Origin of the sequence: Philodulcilactobacillus myokonensis, assembly GCF_027923585.1 — a bacterium.
Classification (GTDB): domain Bacteria; phylum Bacillota; class Bacilli; order Lactobacillales; family Lactobacillaceae; genus Philodulcilactobacillus; species Philodulcilactobacillus myokonensis.
Genome location: NZ_BRPL01000002.1, coordinates 1,297,736 through 1,318,652, shown reverse-complemented (window position 1 = coordinate 1,318,652; position 20,917 = coordinate 1,297,736). Strand labels below are relative to the sequence as shown.

Annotated in this window: 21 protein-coding genes; 15 read left to right on the top strand and 6 right to left on the bottom strand. The window is 33.8% G+C overall.

Annotation, left to right across the window (positions count from 1 at the left end; genetic code table 11):
* Nucleotides 1-7: 7 nt before the first annotated feature.
* From pgmB to WR164_RS06865, 4 genes are all read left to right on the top strand, one after another.
* Nucleotides 8-682 carry a beta-phosphoglucomutase gene (gene pgmB, locus WR164_RS06880; RefSeq protein ID WP_286136791.1) on the top strand — a complete coding sequence of 225 codons (675 nt, stop codon included), beginning with the start codon at nucleotides 8-10 and terminating at the stop codon, nucleotides 680-682.
* 96 nt (nucleotides 683-778) lie between these two features.
* The gene (locus tag WR164_RS06875) at nucleotides 779-1,651 is read left to right on the top strand and encodes an aldo/keto reductase (protein ID WP_286136790.1); all 873 of its coding nucleotides are present in this window, start codon (nucleotides 779-781) and stop codon (nucleotides 1,649-1,651) included.
* Nucleotides 1,652-1,737: 86 nt separating this feature from the next.
* The gene (locus WR164_RS06870; protein ID WP_286136789.1) at nucleotides 1,738-2,487 is read left to right on the top strand and encodes an SGNH/GDSL hydrolase family protein; all 750 of its coding nucleotides are present in this window, start codon (nucleotides 1,738-1,740) and stop codon (nucleotides 2,485-2,487) included.
* 272 nt (nucleotides 2,488-2,759) lie between these two features.
* Nucleotides 2,760-3,884 (top strand): PrsW family intramembrane metalloprotease, encoded by a 1,125-nt coding sequence (locus WR164_RS06865; RefSeq protein ID WP_286136788.1) that lies wholly within the window; start codon nucleotides 2,760-2,762, stop codon nucleotides 3,882-3,884.
* Between the two features lie 27 nt (nucleotides 3,885-3,911).
* Here WR164_RS06865 and WR164_RS06860 read toward each other — a convergent pair whose 3' ends face one another.
* Nucleotides 3,912-4,685: an alpha/beta hydrolase gene (locus WR164_RS06860; protein ID WP_286136787.1), complete on the bottom strand. Its 774-nt coding sequence runs from the start codon at nucleotides 4,683-4,685 to the stop codon at nucleotides 3,912-3,914.
* 132 nt (nucleotides 4,686-4,817) lie between these two features.
* Between WR164_RS06860 and WR164_RS06855 the strand changes: the two genes are divergently transcribed.
* Entirely contained in the window at nucleotides 4,818-5,819 is a 1,002-nt protein-coding gene (locus WR164_RS06855; protein ID WP_286136786.1) for an NAD(P)/FAD-dependent oxidoreductase, read from the top strand.
* On the opposite strand, the gene WR164_RS06850 is transcribed toward WR164_RS06855, so the two are convergent.
* Both WR164_RS06850 and WR164_RS06845 read right to left on the bottom strand, forming a co-directional pair.
* A complete protein-coding gene (locus tag WR164_RS06850; RefSeq protein ID WP_286136785.1) occupies nucleotides 5,816-6,562 on the bottom strand; it encodes a potassium channel family protein in 747 nt (248 codons plus the stop codon). The genes WR164_RS06855 and WR164_RS06850 overlap by 4 nt on opposite strands.
* A 68-nt stretch (nucleotides 6,563-6,630) precedes the next feature.
* The gene (locus WR164_RS06845) at nucleotides 6,631-8,778 is read right to left on the bottom strand and encodes an LTA synthase family protein (RefSeq protein ID WP_286136784.1); all 2,148 of its coding nucleotides are present in this window, start codon (nucleotides 8,776-8,778) and stop codon (nucleotides 6,631-6,633) included.
* A 180-nt stretch (nucleotides 8,779-8,958) separates the two neighbouring features.
* Here WR164_RS06845 and WR164_RS06840 point away from each other — a divergent pair, with 180 nt between their 5' ends.
* On the top strand, nucleotides 8,959-9,252 hold the full coding sequence (locus WR164_RS06840; protein ID WP_286136783.1) for a hypothetical protein: 294 nt from the start codon (nucleotides 8,959-8,961) through the stop codon (nucleotides 9,250-9,252).
* A gap of 25 nt (nucleotides 9,253-9,277) precedes the next feature.
* Nucleotides 9,278-9,937 (top strand): histidine phosphatase family protein, encoded by a 660-nt coding sequence (locus tag WR164_RS06835; RefSeq protein ID WP_286136782.1) that lies wholly within the window; start codon nucleotides 9,278-9,280, stop codon nucleotides 9,935-9,937.
* 68 nt (nucleotides 9,938-10,005) lie between these two features.
* On the opposite strand, the gene WR164_RS06830 is transcribed toward WR164_RS06835, so the two are convergent.
* A complete protein-coding gene (locus WR164_RS06830; protein ID WP_286136781.1) occupies nucleotides 10,006-10,482 on the bottom strand; it encodes a C40 family peptidase in 477 nt (158 codons plus the stop codon).
* A 191-nt stretch (nucleotides 10,483-10,673) separates the two neighbouring features.
* On the opposite strand from WR164_RS06830, the gene WR164_RS06825 reads away from it, so the two are divergent.
* Nucleotides 10,674-11,132, top strand: a complete 459-nt coding sequence (locus tag WR164_RS06825) for a MerR family transcriptional regulator (protein WP_286136780.1) — start codon at nucleotides 10,674-10,676, stop codon at nucleotides 11,130-11,132.
* Here WR164_RS06825 and WR164_RS06820 read toward each other — a convergent pair.
* On the bottom strand, nucleotides 11,129-11,566 hold the full coding sequence (locus WR164_RS06820; protein ID WP_286136779.1) for a hypothetical protein: 438 nt from the start codon (nucleotides 11,564-11,566) through the stop codon (nucleotides 11,129-11,131). The genes WR164_RS06825 and WR164_RS06820 overlap by 4 nt on opposite strands.
* Nucleotides 11,567-11,719: 153 nt before the next feature.
* A complete protein-coding gene (locus WR164_RS06815) occupies nucleotides 11,720-14,470 on the bottom strand; it encodes an MMPL family transporter (RefSeq protein ID WP_286136778.1) in 2,751 nt (916 codons plus the stop codon).
* Between the two features lie 184 nt (nucleotides 14,471-14,654).
* Between WR164_RS06815 and WR164_RS06810 the strand changes: the two genes are divergently transcribed.
* The 7 genes from WR164_RS06810 (at nucleotide 14,655) to apf (WR164_RS06780) (ending at nucleotide 20,841) form a co-directional block, all read left to right on the top strand.
* Nucleotides 14,655-15,338, top strand: coding sequence for a glycoside hydrolase family 73 protein (locus WR164_RS06810; protein ID WP_286136777.1), 684 nt, complete (start codon nucleotides 14,655-14,657; stop codon nucleotides 15,336-15,338).
* A 68-nt stretch (nucleotides 15,339-15,406) separates the two neighbouring features.
* A complete protein-coding gene (locus WR164_RS06805; protein WP_373876921.1) occupies nucleotides 15,407-16,150 on the top strand; it encodes a TerC family protein in 744 nt (247 codons plus the stop codon).
* A gap of 1 nt (nucleotide 16,151) precedes the next feature.
* Nucleotides 16,152-16,481, top strand: a complete 330-nt coding sequence (trxA, locus tag WR164_RS06800; RefSeq protein WP_286136775.1) for a thioredoxin — start codon at nucleotides 16,152-16,154, stop codon at nucleotides 16,479-16,481.
* Between the two features lie 316 nt (nucleotides 16,482-16,797).
* A complete protein-coding gene (gene nhaC, locus WR164_RS06795; protein WP_286136774.1) occupies nucleotides 16,798-18,201 on the top strand; it encodes a Na+/H+ antiporter NhaC in 1,404 nt (467 codons plus the stop codon).
* An 81-nt stretch (nucleotides 18,202-18,282) separates the two neighbouring features.
* Complete coding sequence (locus tag WR164_RS06790; RefSeq protein WP_286136773.1) at nucleotides 18,283-19,158, top strand: GRP family sugar transporter; 876 nt, start codon at nucleotides 18,283-18,285, stop codon at nucleotides 19,156-19,158.
* 314 nt (nucleotides 19,159-19,472) lie between these two features.
* Nucleotides 19,473-20,027: an aggregation-promoting factor gene (gene apf, locus WR164_RS06785; protein ID WP_286136772.1), complete on the top strand. Its 555-nt coding sequence runs from the start codon at nucleotides 19,473-19,475 to the stop codon at nucleotides 20,025-20,027.
* Between the two features lie 238 nt (nucleotides 20,028-20,265).
* Nucleotides 20,266-20,841, top strand: a complete 576-nt coding sequence (gene apf, locus WR164_RS06780) for an aggregation-promoting factor (protein WP_286136771.1) — start codon at nucleotides 20,266-20,268, stop codon at nucleotides 20,839-20,841.
* Nucleotides 20,842-20,917 lie beyond the last annotated feature (76 nt).

Here is a 20,917-nt window from a genome sequence, read left to right as displayed (position 1 = left end):
GCTAGTTATGGTTAAGTTTTCTGATATAAAAGGTTTCGTTTTTGATTTAGATGGAGTCATCACCGTAACTTCTATTTATCATAGTAAAGCCTGGCATCAAATTGCCGATGAAGTTGGAACTAAATGGAGTGATAAGTTAGCTAATAGTCTAAAGGGCGTCGACCGTGTTCATTCACTTGCCCGGATTTTAAAGGCTGGCGGCAAAGAAACGGCTTATACTGACCAACAAAAGAAGGATTTGATGGATAAGAAAAATCATCTTTATTTACAATATGTGGATAAGATGGGCTCTGATGAAATTTTACCCGGCATCAAATCATTCTTAGCCGATTTAAAACGCCATCACTATGCAATTTCACTTGCATCATCATCTAGAAATTCACCTAAAGTTTTAAAGAAATTGAATTTGACTAGCTACTTTGGCAAAGTAGTTGATCCGGCAACTTTAAAACATGGCAAACCAGATCCGGAAATTTATGCTAAGGGTGCTAAAATTTTGAACCTTGATCCAAGACGTTGCATTGGAATTGAAGATGCCGTTGTCGGCGTTCAATCCATTAATGCGGCTGGTGAAACATCAATCGGGATTGGTGATTCAAAGGTTTTGCACGAAGCTGATATGGTCTTCCCAGATACCAGTAAATTAACCTTAGCTAATATCAAGAAACACATGGATCAATAGGAACAAAATGATTGAATTTTGTTATCAGAATAATAAAGTGAACGTGTGCTAAATAGCACTTACTTTTAATTAATAAAATGAAAGTGAGGGATTCAAATGACAGAATTAAACGCTGCGAATGCAGGTACTTATAAATTTGATGATGATTTTGTTGTTAATCGTTTAGGTTATGGAACGATGCAATTAACTGGACCGGGTGTTTTTGGCCCCTTCCCAGATAAACAAAAGGCAATTGACGTCATTAAAGAAGCACCTAAGTTAGGAATTAACTTAATTGATACTGCTGATTCATATGGACCATGGTTTGCTGATCGTTATTTAGGCGAAGCATTACGTGAAATGCCTGATAAGGGCCACTCTATTCACATTTCTGAAAAAGTTGGCCAATTGAGACATGGCCCTGGAATTTGGATTCCATTTGGTGATCCAAAGTACTTAAGACAGGAAGTTGAATCTTCACTATTGACTTTAGGCCGTGACCATGAAGAATTACTCTTCTTACACCGTTGGGATACTAATGTTCCTTTATCTGAACAACTAGGTGTTTTACAAAAGATGAAAGAAGAAGGTAAAATTAAGCACATTGGGGTTAGTCAGTTCAGCGTTGACGATTTGAAGGCTGCTCAAAAGTATGCAGATATTGACGCTGTTGAAAATCTTTACAACGTTGGTAATCATAAAGATGATGACGTTGTTGACTATGCCGAGAAGCACCATATGGCATTTCTACCATGGTTCCCATTGGATACTGGTAAATTAGCTGGTGCTAATAGTCCACTGGACAAAATTGCCAAGAAATATAATGCTTCATCTGCTCAAATTGCCTTAGCTTGGTTATTGAAACGTTCACCAAATATTCTTCCAATTCCTGGCACTAGCAATGTTGATCATTTGAAAGATAATGTTGCCGCTGCCAATGTTAAATTATCTGATGATGATTTCAAGACACTAAGCAATTTACAAAAATAAATTTAATTTAAACTAAATAAAATAAGCGTCAGGGATTTTTCTCTGGCGTTTTTGTTATATAATCGTAGCAAAAGGGGGACTGATCAATGAAACATAATTTAATTAATGGCTCACTATCAGTAGCGGGTGGCATGTTAGTTTATCAATTAGCTAAAAAGTTTTGTGAATTTCAGCGTGGCAATATGTTACAGTACGCACCAGACCAGCGTTATTTAAAAAACGACCCAATCATTAGGCATCAAAAAATTGCATTTTTGGGTTCATCAATTACTTATGGTTTCGCTTCCCATGGGGATTCATTTGTTGACTATTTAGACCAGGAATATGGTGTTGATACCATTAAAGAAGCCGTTAGTGGCACAACTTTAGCCGGTCCGAGTGAACATTCATACGTTAATCGAATGTTAAAACGGATTAGTCCAGACAATGATTTAGATTTATTTGTCTGCCAGTTGTCAACTAATGATCAGCGTCAAGATAAGCCGATGGGTTCGGTCAATGCCTCATTTAACCTCGATAGTTTTGACCGGAATACAACGATTGGTGCGATTGAATTCATCATTGCCTATGTTACAAGAACGTGGCACTGTCCAGTTGTCTTCTATACGTGCCTTAGAAAGCCAGAACCTGATTATGAATTGTTAATGCGCAAGTTGAAACAGGTTCAAGACAAGTGGGAGATTAAGATTATTGATGTTGCTCATAATGATGAAATCAAACGTTTGAATCGTGAACATCCTGAATTTATGTTTGATGATGCTCATCCAACTAGAATGGGATATCGTTATGCTTGGACCCCTTATTTTGTAAAATGCTTAGATCAAATTTTAAAGTAAACTTGGGGTGAAATTTTTATTAAAAATAAAACTAAGTCAATTTTATTAGGGATGGCATCTGCTTTCATAATGGGAACTATTTCTGGATTCATACAGGATTATCTTAGTAATCCACTCATTAATTTTGTTCCATGGATCATTGAATTCTTTGTTTTCCTATTTATCTTTCACCGATATTTGCCAAATCATAAAAAATAAAAGTAAGTCAAAAAGTGATGAAAAAAATCGCTTTTTGGCTTCTTTTTTTGTATCCTATAACTAAGGTGATGATTATGGAAAAATTAAAGGAACAGAAGAATCATCTAGAAGATCACTTAAAACGTTTAACGCACCATCAGAATTTAAAGTTACCAACGGCTTTAACCGGCGTTAAAAGGAATTACGATCGATTTGCTAAAAAACCGATTCATAAATCTTCACAGGATATTCAATTTGTTGAAATTAATTTCTGGCGGATTTTTGCCCAGGTTTTTAAACGACACAGTTCTGACGAAGCGGACCGTTTGCTGTTAGCGGGAACCAAATACACAACACCATCGTTGAAAAAGGTATCGTCAACACCGGTTGAACCATGGCTATTTTCGCGTTTTTTTGTTTTACTCGGCTTTAGTTTTACGATGCTGACAATTTTATTTAAAGTCTTTGGAACTGATAAAGCCGTTCCCGGAATGAATTTTATTGGCTCTTTGACCGTTCCGTTCTCGCTATTGATTATGTTCTATGAAATGAATACTTACCGCAATATCTCAGTTCGAAAATTATCGGTAACTTTCTTAGTTGGCGGGATTGCTTCATTGCTGATGACAATGCTTTTATATGATTTTATTCCATCGGGTAATGGGGTTTCGTTAACATCGGCGTTCTTAGTTGGATTGATTGAAGAATCCGGTAAAATGATTATTATTATCTACTTCATTAACCATTATCATTTAAACTATATTTTGAATGGGATGTTAATTGGTGCAGCTGTCGGAGCGGGATTTGCTGTCTTTGAAACGGCTGGTTATGCCAACGAATATGGATTAATTACCATCTTTGTTCGCAGTTGGCAGGCAATTGGCACCCATACCATTTGGAGTGCCATTGTTGGTTCTGGAATTATCCTAGCTAAAACGAGGCACTATCGCTTTAATTTAAAGAATGATATTTTGGATTTGAAATTTATTGAATATTATTTTCTAGCTATTTTTCTTCACGCTATGTGGGACTGGAATATTCCAGGAACTTTCTTTGATAATTTTTATCTTCAAAAAATAATCCTGATTTTGATTGGTTGGATTGCAATTTTTATTCTATTGGATTCTGGATTACGTGAAGTTAGGACTTTGCAAGGTCAGCAGATTGTTAAACACGGTTATTTTAGTCATCGAAAAGGGAATAAAAAAATCCGAAAATAATTTTTCGGATTTTTTATAACTTAAATTTTATTCATTGAATAGAAATTCTGCAATCACTTTATCTAACTGCGGGTTTTCATGAAGCATTGAATGTTCAGCTGCTAATGGGTTACTACGGTAAACGTAGAATTGATAACTAGCAACGTGCCCATCAACTAATTTTTTCATTGGACTGACGGTTTTAACTGGTACTTCACCATCCGTTCCAAGATTATAAATCTCTCCAGCAATGTTCAAAATTTTTAGATTCTTAGGGAGATTTTTAACCTTACGATCTGGAATCTTATAATTAGCGGCAATGGAGACAAATTTATTCACTTTTGGAACGTCTTTTAGATTAGGATGGTTTAACATATAGTCAAAACCAATGTTACCACCTGATGAATGACCGATTAGGTTGACTGATTTAATATGGTAAACTTTATATAAATACCTCATCACGTATGGCATTTGATTTGCCTGTCGGTTAGGGTGGGTATTATCTTTAAAAATTAATTGAACCAGTGGATTATTGTTGGCAACTTTATGATATTTATGCATGGTTGAAATGTGATTATTAGTATCAACATAAATTCTTAAAGCTCTTCTTGCAATGCGATGGGTATTGAACTGTTCAATAAAATCATCGGTTGAAACGGCGTTGCCACCATATCCTGGACAAAAAACGGTTGCTGTTGATCGTTGTTGAACTTTAACGTGATTTAATGCAGAACCTCTGAATTGCCAGCCAATCGTCAATATAAAAATGAAGCATTCAATTAGTAAAAGAATCGTAATGAATACTTTTTTGCTTGTGTGCATATTAGCCTTCCTTTGATGTAATTTTGGATGAAGCATGAATTACATGTAACAATATTTTTACATTACTAAAATCATATCATATATTTTGATTTATCGTCACATTTATTTTTTAATTAAACGGAGGAATTTAAAATGAATCAATCAATTTACGACATCACAATTATTGGTGGCGGACCAGCAGGGATGTTTGCCGGTTTTTATGCTGCTTTGCATGATGCCAAGGTGCAAATCATTGAAAGTTTATCTGAATTAGGCGGACAGGTGACCGCACTCTATCCTAAGAAGAATATCTTAGATGTTGCTGGCTTTACCGGTGTTTCAGGTGCTAAATTAGTCCAAAAATTAAACCAACAGCTTGATTCAATGAACGTCGATGTTCATTTGAATACGCCGGTATCTAATATCAGACCATTAGATGATGGCTATCAAGTGATTGCTAAAAATTATCAAACTAAAACTAAATCAATTATCATAGCGACCGGGAATGGCGCTTTTAAGCCACGTCAATTGATGGCTGATGGCGTTGATAAAGTGAATCATCAACAATTGTTTTATGGTGTTAAAGCTCCCAATCAATTTAAAAATCAGACCGTTTTAGTGGCAGGTGGTGGTGATTCAGCTATCGACCACGCATTAATGCTTGAAAAAACAGCTAAACAGGTTTATTTATTGCACCGTCGTGATACATTCAGAGGATTAGAACACATGGTTGATCTGGTTAAAAAATCTTCAATCAAATTAGAAACACCTTACTTAATTAAAAAATTAACAAATGATAATGACGGAAAAATTAATATTAGCGCAAAAAAAATGCATTCTAATAATGAAATGAAATCGTTTTTAGTTGATAAAGTTGTTATTGATTACGGCTTTGTGTCTAACAATCGGATGATTAGAAAGTGGCAGATTGATTTGAAACAACAGCATCGTATGATTCCAGTTAATGTTGCCTTACAAACTAATTTACCGCATGTCAGTGCCATTGGAGATATTGCAACCTATCAAGGAAAGCAGGACATTATTGCAACTGCCTTTGGAGAAGTTCCAATTGCCGTTAATTCAATTATTAAACAGTTATACCCAGATAAAAATATGGCAGTTCATAGCACTAGTTTAAATCCTAATCGAAATTAACGGTGGTTTGATTTGTTAACGCTTTTCTTGAGAGAGTGGACTTCCTTGGTTAATTTACTGATTTGCTTTGATAATTGTTTAATTTGATCGTTCTTGTCATTGGCTTCATCTTCACTTTTGGTAAAGAAATTAGTAATAGTGGAAGTTAATAAACCAATAAAACCAATTCCACCGACCATTAAAGCGGCAGCAACAAGGCGGCCACCCAATGTTTTTGGCGCTAAATCACCATATCCAACGGTTGTGGCAGTCGTAATTGCCCACCAAAGCGAATCAGCCATTGAATAATTTTCAAAGTATGAAAATAAAAGGGCGCTGACGATTAGGATAATAATACTAACGTATAAGAATGATATGAAACCAGTATCATATAGGAATTCATGCATTTTTTTAGTAAAATTACCGTCCCAGCCCAATTTCCAAAATAGGTGATAATAACGAATGATTCTAATGATCCGTGCAAATCGAAAAATGACAACGAATGGATGGGTTGGAACCAATGCAATTAAATCAAGTGGTCTTACTAAGACGTAGTGGCGTTTATTCTTGGATATAATAAATCCAACAACGTAGTCAACTAAAAAGAAGAACCAAATGAAATAGTGGATCCACATTAAATCACCGGTTCTGGTATTGAAATGGAACTGATAGTCTAAGATCATCATACTAATTGAAATGGTGATTAAAATTGTGACAATGATGTTATAAATTGCTTGAATTGTATTAAATTTAGGCTTCGTCATTTCACACCATCCTTTTTAAATTGATATTAATCTAGAAAACGGATGACGCGTTAACGTCGTCCGTTTTTTTAATTATTTGAATCGGGGTTTGTAATCTTTAAACGGTTGGAATCGGTTGATTTATGTTTTAATTCAGGAGCATTAGTCTTATAAAGATTAGTTTCCGATCGATCGTGGTTTTCAGAATATAAACTAGTTGAATGTTGCTTTAATTTATTTTCAGTCTTTAATTCCTGTTGGAGTTCATTGGCATAGTTGTAATCATTTGGGTTAACGTCAGTGAACGTTTTATTTTTATAGAAACGAAGGAGATTTCGTTCATTTAATTCATCTGATAATGATAACTCTCGATTGACCCGGGCCTGCATCAGTGCAAATCTTCTTGTTAATTGTGGATTCGGGTGAATTATTTGACCGGTTTTATTACTGTAAACCGTTCCACCAATACTGGTATAGCTTGGGCTGACCCAGTCGCGATTCCTAAATGCTACCAATTGATCATGTTGTTTGGAGAACAAATCGGTTCCAAATTGAATATCCGATCTAGTATTAATGCCTAGGAGATGGAGGAGTGTTGGCAATACGTCAATTTCACCACCATAGGTATTAACAATATGGCCCTTTTTGTTACCTGGCATGTCAATCATAAATGGAACCCGTTGAAGTTGAGCATTATCAAAATCATTCCAAGTACTTGGATTCTTGCCAATTAATTTAGCTAAGTTCTGATTTTCAGAATTTGGGATTCCATAGTGGTCCCCATATAAAATGATGATTGATTTCTTTAATAAACCAGCTTTTTGAAGGTAGTTATAAAATTCATGAACGGATTGATCAAGGTAATTAGCCGTCCTAAAGTAGTTATTGACGGTATCATCATCAGTATTTGGAGTCTTGAAATTAGAATCTTCAGCATCTAAGTCGTACGGGAGATGATTCGTGACCGTAATATATTTGGCATAAAATGGTTGCTGTAAGTGCTGTAAGTATTTGATTGAATCATTGAAGAGCAGTTTATCTTTTAAGCCGTAGCCAAGTGATTTATCGCCAGATATATCATAATAACTGGCATCAAAGAAGTATTGATATCCCATATTCTTATAGGTGTTGTTTCGGTTCCAAAAACTGGCAACGTTACCATGGAAGACGGCACTATTATAATTACCGTGTTGTTTTAAAATTGCAGGGGCAGCTTGGAAAGTATTATCATTACCAAGTTGTGCAAATAACGATCCCTGCGGCAAACCATAGGTACTTGTTTCTAACATGTTTTCGGCATCAGATGTTTTACCTTGACCCACCTGATGGAAGAAATTCTTGAAAGAATACGTTGATTTACTGTGATAGATGTGATTTAAGAAGGGTGTTACAGTTTGATTATTGATCTTCATATCAATCAAAAATTGTTGAAAACTTTCTAAATGAATAATAAAGACGTTTTTACCCTTGGCTTTACCATAATATTGAACGTTAGGTTTAGCATAGTGTTTTTTAGTAAATTTAAGAACGTTATTCAGTTGCGATTTTGTGGCCATGGCACGCATGTCTTCATTATGTTGAGATTTAACGCCGTCGTATGCAGTAAATGCATCTAATCCTAAATATTTAACGATGTATGTTCGATCGAAAGTCCTCGTCAATAACTGGGGACGATCCATTTCACCAAGCGATAGGTTAAAAATAAACAATAGGATGCTTAAAGACGTCATTGCAAATCCCATCCTGGGTCTAACCGGGTGGTGATCAATTTTAATGACGCGGCATACCATCAAAAGTAAGACTAAGACGATATCAAGCCAATAAAAAACATCGTGACCAGATGTTAATGCCAAAGAACTACCGCCTAATCCCTGGTTAACTTTTGAATATCCAGTCATAGTGCTAATGGTCATAAAGTCGGTGAATTCCCTAAAATAAATGACATTTAAATATAAAAGGACGGTATTTAAAATATCCAAAATAATAATGATTGGATAAAATAAACGTGATGGTTTTATGTATAATGCAATCCCCAAAATTAGCATTGTCGATGCAATCGGGTTTAAAAATGCGATAAAGTATTCGAAAGTGCCACTAATTCCTAGTTGAAAATCTGTAAAATAAGCATAGATGGTTTTGGCCCAAAATAAGAATACTAGTAGCCAGAAAAACCCCATCCGGCTGCTGATTTTGTTTCTGATTAAATTAATTATTTTCAAAAATGAATGCTCCTTCATAACGATTACCTTAATTGTATATTACCAAATTATTTAATAATTACCAGTTATAATCCCTTATTTTGTGATAATAAATTGCATTAGCACAATATGTAGACTACTATTAATTGATGTTACCATATATAGTTGAAATTTTCTTAATTTCCACGTATCATTAAAATATGAGGAGGGTTAATCATTATGAAAACTAAGTCAAATCAAATTGCTTGTCACTTAGATATTATTTTAGATAATGGCAAAAAAATTCATTTTTACCCTCGTCTTGTTCATGATACATTAAAATCATTAACGCGTGATAAAGTGATTATTAAACGTTGTGAGTTATTAATTATTGCTCAATTATCTTCTTATAAAGAAATTAAATTGCATGAATTAAAATCGATTATTTATGATACATTAAAACAGTTGAATTATAATCAATTAGCAGTTAAATATTATAAGAAAGAATTTTATAAGCAGTTAGATTTATTTTAAATTGTAAATAAGAGGGGAATTTAGCATGGCTACATTTAATTTATACATTGTTAGACATGGTCAAACCTATTATAACCTTTACAATAAATTGCAGGGGTGGAGTAATGCACCTTTAACTGAAAAAGGTAAGCAGGATGCGGTTAAAATTGCTAATCAATTAGCACAGACTAAATTTGCAGCTGCGTACTGTAGTGATACTACAAGGGCTCAATATACAGCCCAAACCATTTTGAATCATAATCATTTATCAGATCTCAAACAACCAATTTCATCATCAATTTTACGTGGTGAATTTTATGGCTATTTTGAGGGTAATGATATTAACCAATCATGGTATTTGGCGGGTGCACCCCATGGAGTACCAACGTTTAAAGATATCGTATCTAAATACTCTAATGGAAAAGCCAAGGACTTTTTAAAGGCTGCCGATCCATTTCATCAGGCCGAAAATGATGAGGAATACTGGAAACGCTGGAATCAGGGACTAGCTTTAATGCGTCGCAATCCAGATATTCACGATGGTGACAATGTCTTGCTTGTTAGTCACAGCAACGTTATTTTAACCGTTGGCGAACGTTATGGCCATGGTAAATATGATACGACTAAGAGTCCTGCTAACGGTAGCTTAACTAAACTATGGGTTAGTAATAATGATGTTAAAATTACCGGATATAACATTCATTAAAATATTAAATAAAAATAATAGCCATGGCTTATAAGCCATGGCTATTATTTTTATTTGTTAATTAATTATTACATGTTAATTTTTGCATAACCTTCAATGTTCCACCAAGGAGCATCAATATTTTCTTTAACGACCCCACGGTTTTGAGCATCAATCATTTGACCATGACCGATGTACATGCCAACGTGGCTAATGCTACGTTTACTGTAACCAAAGAAAACTAAATTACCCTTTTTAAGGTGCTTTCTGCTAATTCGTTTTTCCTGGTTAAATTGATCTTGGGCGGTTCTTGGTAATGTGACGTTAGCTGATTTTTGATATATGTAATCAACAAATCCAGAACAATCAAAAGAAGTTGGGCCTTCAGCACCATACACATAAGGTTGATTTAAATGTTTAACTGCTTCTTTGTAAACTTGTTTATATGTAGATTGATGACTGCTACTATTACTATTAGCGCTAGCTGAAAAACTGGCACCCATTGCGAGTAGCGACACAAATGCGATGAAACTAACTAATAATTTTGTAAGATTAACTTTCTTCATAACTAATTAACTTCTCCCTACATTCATTTACTATTATAAGAATAACAATTAAATGTTACACGCGTGTAACAACGGTGTTTCAAAATAATTAAATGCAAGTATCTTTAATGTAATTTATTTCAAATAGTCGTGAAAATTATTTTAAAATGTGGTAAATTAATAATTATCTTTAATAGATTGGGTGAATGATGATGAGTAGTAAACAGTGGTATGAAACTTTTCCAAAAGCATTGGATCTAAACAAATTAATTTTTAAAATTGGTGAAGTCAGTAAAATGGTATCAGTTTCATCAAGACAATTAAGATATTGGGAACAAAAGGGCTATATTAAATCCAATCGTTCCAATAATCATAATTCACGGGTATATAATTTTTATAATTTGCTAAGGATCGCTAATATTAAAAATCGGATTAATCAAGGCTACACCTTAATTGGAGCTGTCCATAAAGTGAATGAACATGGCAATAATTTAAATACTGTGTTCAGTTTCATGCGGGAATCTTTTCATGGAATTAAAATGATTCATGGCAATCCGGCAATTAATTTAGGCTACTTTGATCATCACCATAAACAAATTTTGTATGGAATTATAAAATCCAATCAAGAAGTTGAATACCAATTGATAAACAAGTCAGATGCTTTTAATTAATTTGATAATTTGTTATTTTTAATTATTTTTTCGACCGCAAGTAGTAGCGAAACCGTCATGATGAGGACAATTCGTTCTAAAATTAAAATTTTAAGATAATATTGATTAAATGCAATTTCTTTTAAATTAATGGTTAAACTAAGAACCCCAATGATACTATTAATAATCGATGCGAAAACAAAAACGCTAATGGCTTTTTTATTATTTAAGAAAATTTCTTTCCGATAATTGATTTTAAAAATAGATATAAGGAGTCCAATGAAAACAATGGGTGTAATAACGTTATTATTAAATCCATTTGGGCTGATTAATCCCATATATCCAATGATTAATAGGAGGATATTAAAATAAAATAATCCATTGTTAAATCCATTTTTAAATAAATGTACTTTTGGGTGCTCTTTATAAATGTTAATTCTATGATTGTATTTCATTTTATTATTTTCCTTTGTAGATTACTAATTTTTCGTAAGTGTATCTTAAATCATATCATTATTTATCATCTTCTGACAATGGTAATTTAAATTATTACCTTAAATAAAAATAACCGTTCTCAATTTTGAGAACGGTTATTTTTGATGATTTAATTATTTGTTTCGTTTTTTAAAGAGGTGACTGGGTCTTCTTAAATCTGGATTTGGAATTGTATATGATAACTTTCCAAATGAAGCCACAATAATTGGAATAATAATGTTAAAGATAATTACCGTATAAATGACGGTAAATGCAGTTTCCATTAACGCTGCGTTTGGAATGAAGATTAGACCAATCATGATTGTAATCACAATTGCAATCGTATATCGAATTGATTGTCCAAGGGTTGTCAACGATGGTTCGAACCATTGTAGCATCGAAATATTACGTTTTCTGAACATCAAACTAATTGGTAGTAACTTCCAAACGGCAATCATTGTAAGAATAAATGTAATTAGCAGGGAAGCATACCAATTAAATCTAACGGTATTAAAGATAAAGCTCATCGTAAAGTTAGTTAATTGTAATCCTGCCAGGCCGCTGATAATGAAAGCTCCCATCCAGTAAATTGGATGTAAGATGCTTCGGCTAATAATCATTGTAACGATTAGAATGATTGCAATGCTCAAGAGTCCAGCTTCGAAGAAACTACGTTGAAAATTCCTTTGAATCGTAGCGTGTTTAACGGGTTCACCAGCAAACATGATTTTAGAACCCTTCAAATTGGTTCCTTGTAATTCTGTGTTAATTTCTGATCTAAGGTGACTTAATTCTTTTCTAGTTGTGCCATTTGGCGCATTTTGAAATTCAATGCTTAATTTAGTCATCTTTTGATTGGTACTAATGTAATTATAGACATTTTGTTGAAAATCAGTGTCAGCCATTTGACTAGGCGTGATGTAATAAAATCCTTTGGAAGCACTTCTTAAGCCATCCAAGTAACTATAGATACCATCTAATTTATCATTAGCTTGGTTAACATCTTTCTTAACTGATTTAAGATCATTATTGACTTGTCCTAATTGATTTTTATAAGTCTTAAGATTGCTTTGAACAGTTTGGGAATTACTATTAATATTCTGACTGTTTGAATTCAATCGATTCAAGTTGTTGTTAGTTTGATCCAACTGCCGACTTAATTGATTAATTTTTCTTTGGTAAACGGCAATTTTTTTAGCAACTTTTTTGCTTACAGAAACTTGCGGGACTGAAGCATTACTTGAAATGTTTTGCAATTGATTTTGCAGATCAGAATTATTGGAAAGTGATTGATTAGATTGATTAACAATCCGGTTTAAATAATTAATTTGTTTGTTCAATTGCTTTAAATTCAATTGACGCTTGCCATGGTTAGTAGTATTAACAGCATTATGCAATGTAACTTGAATTTGGTTGATCCCGCCAATTACTGAATTTAATTGATTTTTAACGTAATACTTGCTAATCGGCATGCTGCTTGGTTGGGTAACAGAATAAGCAGCTTTAACGTGTTTCATTGTCTGCAATTTCGTTGTTAGACGGTCAATTGTTTCAAGTGATGATTCATTATCCAATTTATGATTACTTTGAACATAAACAGTTAAGGGGGTTGGTTTACCTTGATAAAAGTGAGCCTTTAAAACATCGGCACCGACCTTAGCTTGACTATTATTAATATAATCAGAATTGGTATAGTCAAGATTGTTTCGGTATGCGTATGCAAACGGAACAACAAAGTAAATTACTAAGACAATTCCAGCAATTGGCTGCCATAATGAAAAACGGGTTAGTTTATTCCATAATTTGTGGGGCGTTTCTTTAAAGCCATGCTTATTTGGCCAGAAGATTGATTCTTCCAATAGAAACGTAAAGACAGGCATTAGTGTTAAAATTGTAAAAATTAGGACGATGAAAGTAATTCCAACTGTGAATAAAGCTCTAACGGAACTAAATGAAGTTAAAATACTACTTCCAAATGCTAACGCAAGGATTAAACTAGTTGAGATAACGGTTAAACGTATTTTTCTGATTGCTTCGTTAGTGTAATTAGTGTAATCCTTAGTTCTAGTTTTACGGTGGAAAATTTCCTTATGAAATTCACGGTAGAAAATAAACAGGAATAGTGTTCCTAAAATGACCGTTCCAAGTAATGTTAAAATTGGTGTATAGGCATTGAATGGAAAGTTATATCTTAGGCTAAGGTTTGAAATAATGCTGAGAGAAACCGTATATGAAATTAAGAGGGTAATAAAACCAATAATGGGTGCGATAATTGATTTGAATAAGCAACCAATGATGATAATTGAAAAGATAAAGATAATAATGGTGATTACATGGGTAATACTAGCAATTTTTTGGTATGCTTCATTATTGATAATGTTTGGATTGGTAACATAACTTCTTAAATGGGATGAGATCTTATTATTAACGGTCCCATTAATATCAGATACCAATTGACTAGAAGAAATCACCTGGGGATTAACGTAGATCTTAACGATTTCGGTTGATCCATCATTAGACTTTAATTGGTACTTTTCATTTGGATCATTTTCCAAACTATTAATTTGTTTAATCCCGTTTGATTTTTCCCGACCCTTTAAAGCACTAATGGATGCATTAATGGTGCTTTGTTGGTGTTTTGTAATGACACCATTTGGATTGTGATAAACAACGTCAGCTTCTTGAGTGTTGCTAATGTTGCGACCCCAATTAAGTTGAGCATGCTTAGATTGAATGATCTGTGAATTAGCATTGAATTGTGGTTGGCCTTGATTAGTAATTAGATTAGTAATATTAGGCAATTTTAGAATTGCGATGAAAATAATCACTAGCCAAATCACAATTGAAATCACTCGATTATGATATAGTTTTTTTATGGTTTTCATTCAAATCGGTTCTCCTTTTAATAAGTAATCATACCTTAATTTTATCATAATTTATCAATAATATATTGAATGATTGTAAAATACTTAAATTAAAATGGCAGAATGAATTTAACTTCCCACTTTAATCTGATATGATAAGGAATGTTCATCTGATTGAACGTTGTAAAAGAGGTAATGATTTAATATGAAAAAGAAACGAAATTTAACATTAAAACGGCGACATGTTGCTGATCACAGAAAGAAAGGGAGTCACAAACATGGCTTTGTTTTTGCCGTTTTAATTATTATTGTCGTTGTAATTGGATTAGCGGCGTTTGGAATTCGTAAAATCAATTCTAGAATTAATAATCAAAACATTATGACGACGCAAAATGCCGAAACTTCAAGTGAAATCCAGCAACGGGATATGGAACATAAATTTATTAACCATATTTCAAAACCGGCAATTTTAATTTATCAAAAAAATTATCACGTGTTGCCTAGTATTGTGATTGCACAGGCAATTGTTGAATCGCAATGGGGTACATCTAAGCTTTATCAGACGGCTAATAACCCGTTTGGAATTAAAGGGACTTATCAGGGCCAGTATGTTTCTTATGATACTGACGAATATGTTAATGGTAAAAAAATCACCGTTCCAGCTAAATTTAGGAAATACCCGAATTTGACTGAAGCAATTGCTGACCATGATCATCAATTACAGGTTAACTTTATTCGTGGTAATAATACCAATAGCTATATTAAAGCTGCTTACTTACTTCAGCGGAATAGTTATGCGACTGATCCTAGTTACGCTAAAAAATTAATTGGCGTAATTAGACAATATAATTTAAGCAAATATGATTTAGAAGCAATCAATAACGATTAATTTAGTTTTCACCTCATGGTATAATTAATTTGAATTTAATTTAATAGAGTGAGGGGAATTAGAATTTGCTGAACTTACTAGCACATTTATATGGACCCTTTTTCAGTCTGAAAAATTGGTCAACGGTCGTGACTTCTTGGAACGACCTTTTGGTTATTTTTTCACTCGTTGTTATGGAATGCTTGTTATCAGTTGATAATGCAGTTGTGTTAGCAGCTCAAACTCAAGTATTGCCAAGTAAGTTGCAACGTGAAAAATCATTATTTTATGGTTTATGGGGTGCCTATCTTTACCGCTTCTTAGTGATTGGAATTGGCGTATATTTAATTAATTTCTGGCCAATTAAAATTATTGGTGGAATTTATTTACTATACCTAGTTTTTGCTTTCTTTCGTGATCGGAAGAAAAAACGTCATCGAACTGAAACTAAGAGCCATAAACATAAGCATCTTTCATTATTTTGGTCAACGGTTCTACAGATTGAATTTATGGATGCCATTTTTTCTGTTGATTCGGTATTGGCAGCATTGGCAGTTTCATCTAATCCGGTTATCGTATTAATTGGTGGAATGATTGGAATTTTAGTCATGCGGTTTGTCGCTGAAGGAATTATGTTCTTGATGCGACAGATTCCTGAATTGAAACCGATGGCATACGTTTTGATTGCTATTATTGCAATTAAATTGATGATTTCAATTCCATCAATCAACATTGAAATGCCGCCGTCTTTATTTGGCGTGATCGTCCTAGTTTTAATCGTCGTAACCGTTGGCTATCATTTTGCAAAACCGTATTTGAAAGGGAGAAATTAATTTGGCAACTACCATTACCCGTGATAATTTAAAGCGGGAGACAAATAATTTGATCACTGTCATTGATTTTTGGGCCCCATGGTGTGGACCTTGTAAAATGATGAATCCAATTATGAAACAATTAGAAAATCAATTTAAGGGTCAAATTCATTTTGGCAAAATGAATGTTGAAAATAATCAAGACATTGCCATGAATTATAAGGTGATGAGCATTCCAAGTTTAGTGATCTTTAAACATGGGCAAGCCAAAGAGAAAGTAACCGGAGTTTATCCAAAAGATAAATTAGCTCAATTTTTAGATCAAAAATTAGCGGAAGTTAATTCAAAATAGGTTGACATCATTAAATGAAAATGATATTATTTCTAATAATTAATATATTAAGCAAGTGCTTTTCATTAAAGTAGTCGTTCATCTGGGTGTCAGGAAGTCGGTGGTTGCTGCGAACCGATCAGGGTGAATGGGTCGAAATACAATGAAAATAATTGTTATCCGGATAATATTTAGATCCGTTATCATCTAATGAGCGAGAAGCCAGATTGGCTTTTAAGCTGGGTGGTACCACGGTATTAACTTAAAATTTGTCGTCCCAATTACATTAATTTGTAATTGGGATTTTTTTATTGGAATCAGAAAGGGTGTTGATAGTATGAATAAAGTTAAAGTGCTTAAAAAATCAGAACCCCACTTTTCATTAGGTGAGAGCATTCTGGTATTGCTTTTGATGTTAATTGTAATGGGATTTGGGGTCATTGGCTTGAAATTATCACCTGAGATTCCAATCCTAGTCAGCATTATTATTGTTATTTTTTGGTCGAAATTAAAGGGCTTTTCGTGGGATCAAATTAACGATAGTTTTGTCGTTGGAATTAAAAATGGAATTGTGCCACTATTTATTTTTATTTTAATTGGTGCTTTGATTGGTGCATGGATTATTTCTGGCATTATTCCAAGTTTAATGGTCTTTGGGTTTCATTTGATCAGTGCCCAATGGTTCTTACCATCAGTTTTCATTGTCTGTGGACTCGTTGGATGCATGGTTGGAAGTACTTTCACCGTCGTATCAACGTTAGGAATTGCATTCATGGGAATTGGAATTACGATGGGAATCAATCCAGCCATGGTTGCTGGTGCCGTTCTATCTGGTGCTATTTTTGGTGATAAATCATCACCATTATCTGCAACCAATAATTTATCCGTTGCTGTGGTTGGCGCTGATTTAATGGATCATATTAAAAATTTGACCTTTACAACGTTGCCGGCACTTGTCATTACCTTTGTTATTTACCTATTTATTGGTCATGGTAATCGTTCGGTTAGTTTATCCAAGATTCACGTTACGGAACAGGTTTTGACCCAGCACTTTTCAATCACATTCTGGGCAATTATTCCAATTTTACTTTTATTCATCTGTGCATGGGTAAAAATCCCAACGGTTCCAACATTATTAATTAATATTACCGTTTCTGTCATTATGTACTTTTTCCAAAGTGGCAGTTTAAACATTACAAATGCTGCTAACGTCATTTTAAATGGGTTTGTTTCTCACACTGGTAATCATGATGTTGATGCATTGCTAAGCCGTGGCGGAATTTCTAGTATGATGAGTAGTATGTCGCTAATTTTTGTTGCTTTAGCTTTTGGTGGATTATTAATGCATTTAGGGATTACAGATGCCGTTATGAAACCAGCTTCAAAGCATTTGAATTCTGATGGAAAATTAATTTTAGCTGCCATCCTAGCTTGCATTGGCGTGAATGTCTTTATCGGTGAACAGTACCTTTCAGTTATTTTACCAGGGAATGCTTTCTCAAAAGCATTTAAAAAGGCTGGTTTAGCTAAGGTCGCTCTAAGTCGTGTCTTAGAAGATGGTGGGACCGTCATTAACTACCTAGTTCCTTGGGGAGTTGCTGGTGTCTTCATTACTAATACACTTAATGTTCCGACTGCTCACTACTTGCCATTTGTATTCTTCTCGATCCTTTCACCAATTTTATCTGTCTTCAGTGGATTTACAGGGATTGGGATTAAACACACTAATCAAAAAAATTAAAATTCTAATTTAAATTTTGAATGGATTATGCTATTTTAAAAGTATAATGTTTTAAATTTAATTAGAAATAGATGAGTCTTGATGGATATTTTAATTGGAATCATTCCGGCTATTTTTTGGGGATTTGCACCCATTGCAACTAAAAAAACGGGTGGTAGTCCGATTCAACAATTAGTTGGAAATACATTCGGTTCATTGTTATTAGCAGGTGTTATAATTCTTATTTTTCGTCCTGCCATTTCAATTCCTGATTTTATTTGGTGCTTTTTTTCGGGCGCTGCTTGGGCTTTAGGTCAGTTAATGCAATATATTTCGTTCACTAAAATGAACGTTTCATCTGCCGTTCCAAGTTTTGCAGGAATTCAAATGATTGGAACCTCGCTTTTTGGCATTTTCTTTTTAAACGAATGGGTATCCACTAGTTCCAAAATACTTGGTTTCTTATGTATGATTGCACTGTTTATTGGGATTCTTTTTACCGCTCATCAGGATAAGCATGAACAAAGGCGGCATAATAAACATGAGCATCACATTGGAGTTATTTGTTTAGTTGTTGGTGGAATTGCATATACCTTCTGTGATGTTTTACCACGGGTTCCGAATGCAAGTGGTTTATCCGGTATTTTACCGCAAACCATCGGACAAATTGTCACTTCACTGATTATTAGTCGGATTATAGTGCCAAAACAATGGGGGAAGTTTCTAATTGGAAAAAAGACAGTTGAAAATACTTTTTGTGGATTATTATCCGGTGGTGGAACTTTCTTCTATTTGGTGTCATCTAAAATAAACGGGGTGGCGACTGGATTTCCACTTTCACAATTGAATTCTGTGATTTCAGTCATTGCAGGAATTCTATTCTTACATGAACATAAAGATCATCTTGAAATGATTTATACCGAATTCGGTTTAATTTTAATCGTTTTAAGTGCGTTTATTATTGGACATATTCAATAGCTATAACAGTTGAAATCAAAGGGTTAATTTTACAAAGATGCTTTTTTGAATCTAAAAAAGCATCTTTTTTTATTTTTTGGTCTACATTTTTAGGTAAGCATTAATTCCTATCATATCAGACTTTGTGAAATGATTAATTACAGTTCTGTTACTTAATGTTACAAAAAGATCAATTTTTTTAATATTATTGATATGCCTATGTAATGATGAGCAGATAGAATACTTGATTGTTGTTTCGAGACACAGTTTTTGATTTATACTTATAGGAGAGTGAATAGTTTATTTTAAACCTCAAGGGAGTTAAAGTTTTATTAATGACTGCTTCAGTGATTAGTGGAATTTTAGTAACAGGAATCGGAGCAAATGCTCAAAATGTGACCGTTCAAAAAGGTGATACATTATCAAGCATTGCTCAAAACTACAATGTATCGTTATCAAGTTTCGAAAAGAAAAACAATTTGAATGACAAGTCCGTGATTTCAATTGGACAAAAATTAGTATTACCAGTCCAACCAATTGGTAATCCTAACCCACAAAGTAATCGTAGTCGTTCAATTGTTCGCACTCATAGTCAAAATTATCATGCTAAGGTTGCACAACCAACTGTTAATAATGATAGTAATAGTTCAAGCAACAATCTAGATTCGAGTCAAAGCGCCGCCAAAGCATGGATTGCTTTTCATGAATCAAGTGATTCATATGATGCTCAAAATGGTGAGTACTATGGTAAATATCAATTAGACCGTTCATACTTAAATGGTGATTATTCACCAGCCAACCAGGAACGGGTTGCTGACCAATACGTTACTTCTCGATACGGTTCATGGACCAATGCCCAACAACATTGGGAACAATATAATTGGTATTAAATTGATTAATTTTTGATATTTTTAGGGCCTAACGCATCTTGATGCGTTAGGCTTTTTTGATGTTTCTTTTCATCAATATTACGAATATAACAGATTGAATGGATTTATTTAATATCCTAGATATTGCTATGTAACATTGACCGTGTAGAATACGTATTGTTGATTGATAGAGATCAACGAATATCTGTTAAACAATCGTTAAAGAAACATGATTTATATAGGAGAGTGTTTATTTAAAATGTCATTAAACAAAAGAATCAAGAAAATGTTAATCACTACCACTGCTGCTGCCGGTTTATTAATCGCGGGTGCAGGAGTAGCAAGTGCTTCTAGTGTTACTGTTCATTCTGGTGATACTTTATCAAGCATTTCAAGAAACAATAACGTTTCATTATCCTCATTGGAACAAGCTAACAGTTTGAGTGACAGCTCAGTTATTTATGTTGGTCAACAATTAACATTACCTGGTACTGGAACTCAAACCACCGTTTCAACCCCAGCTCAAAATACTCAATCAACCCAAACTACTCAACCAAGTACTACTCAATCATCAAGTAATGATACTTCAAATAGTGCATCAGCTGGTAATAGTAGTGATGCCGCTGCTAAAGCTTGGATTGTTTCTCATGAATCTGGTGGCTCATACAGTGCTTCAAACGGATCATACGTTGGTAAGTATCAATTAGATGCATCTTACTTAAACGGTGATTACTCACAAGCTAACCAAGACCGTGTTGCTAACCAATACGTTTCATCTAGATATGGTTCATGGACTAATGCCCAATCATTCTGGCAAAGTCATGGTTGGTATTAATTTGAATTAGTTATCCAACATTTTTAAAAATCTTCCTTTGAAATAAAATTAAAAGAGTCCTCACAAATGTGAGGGC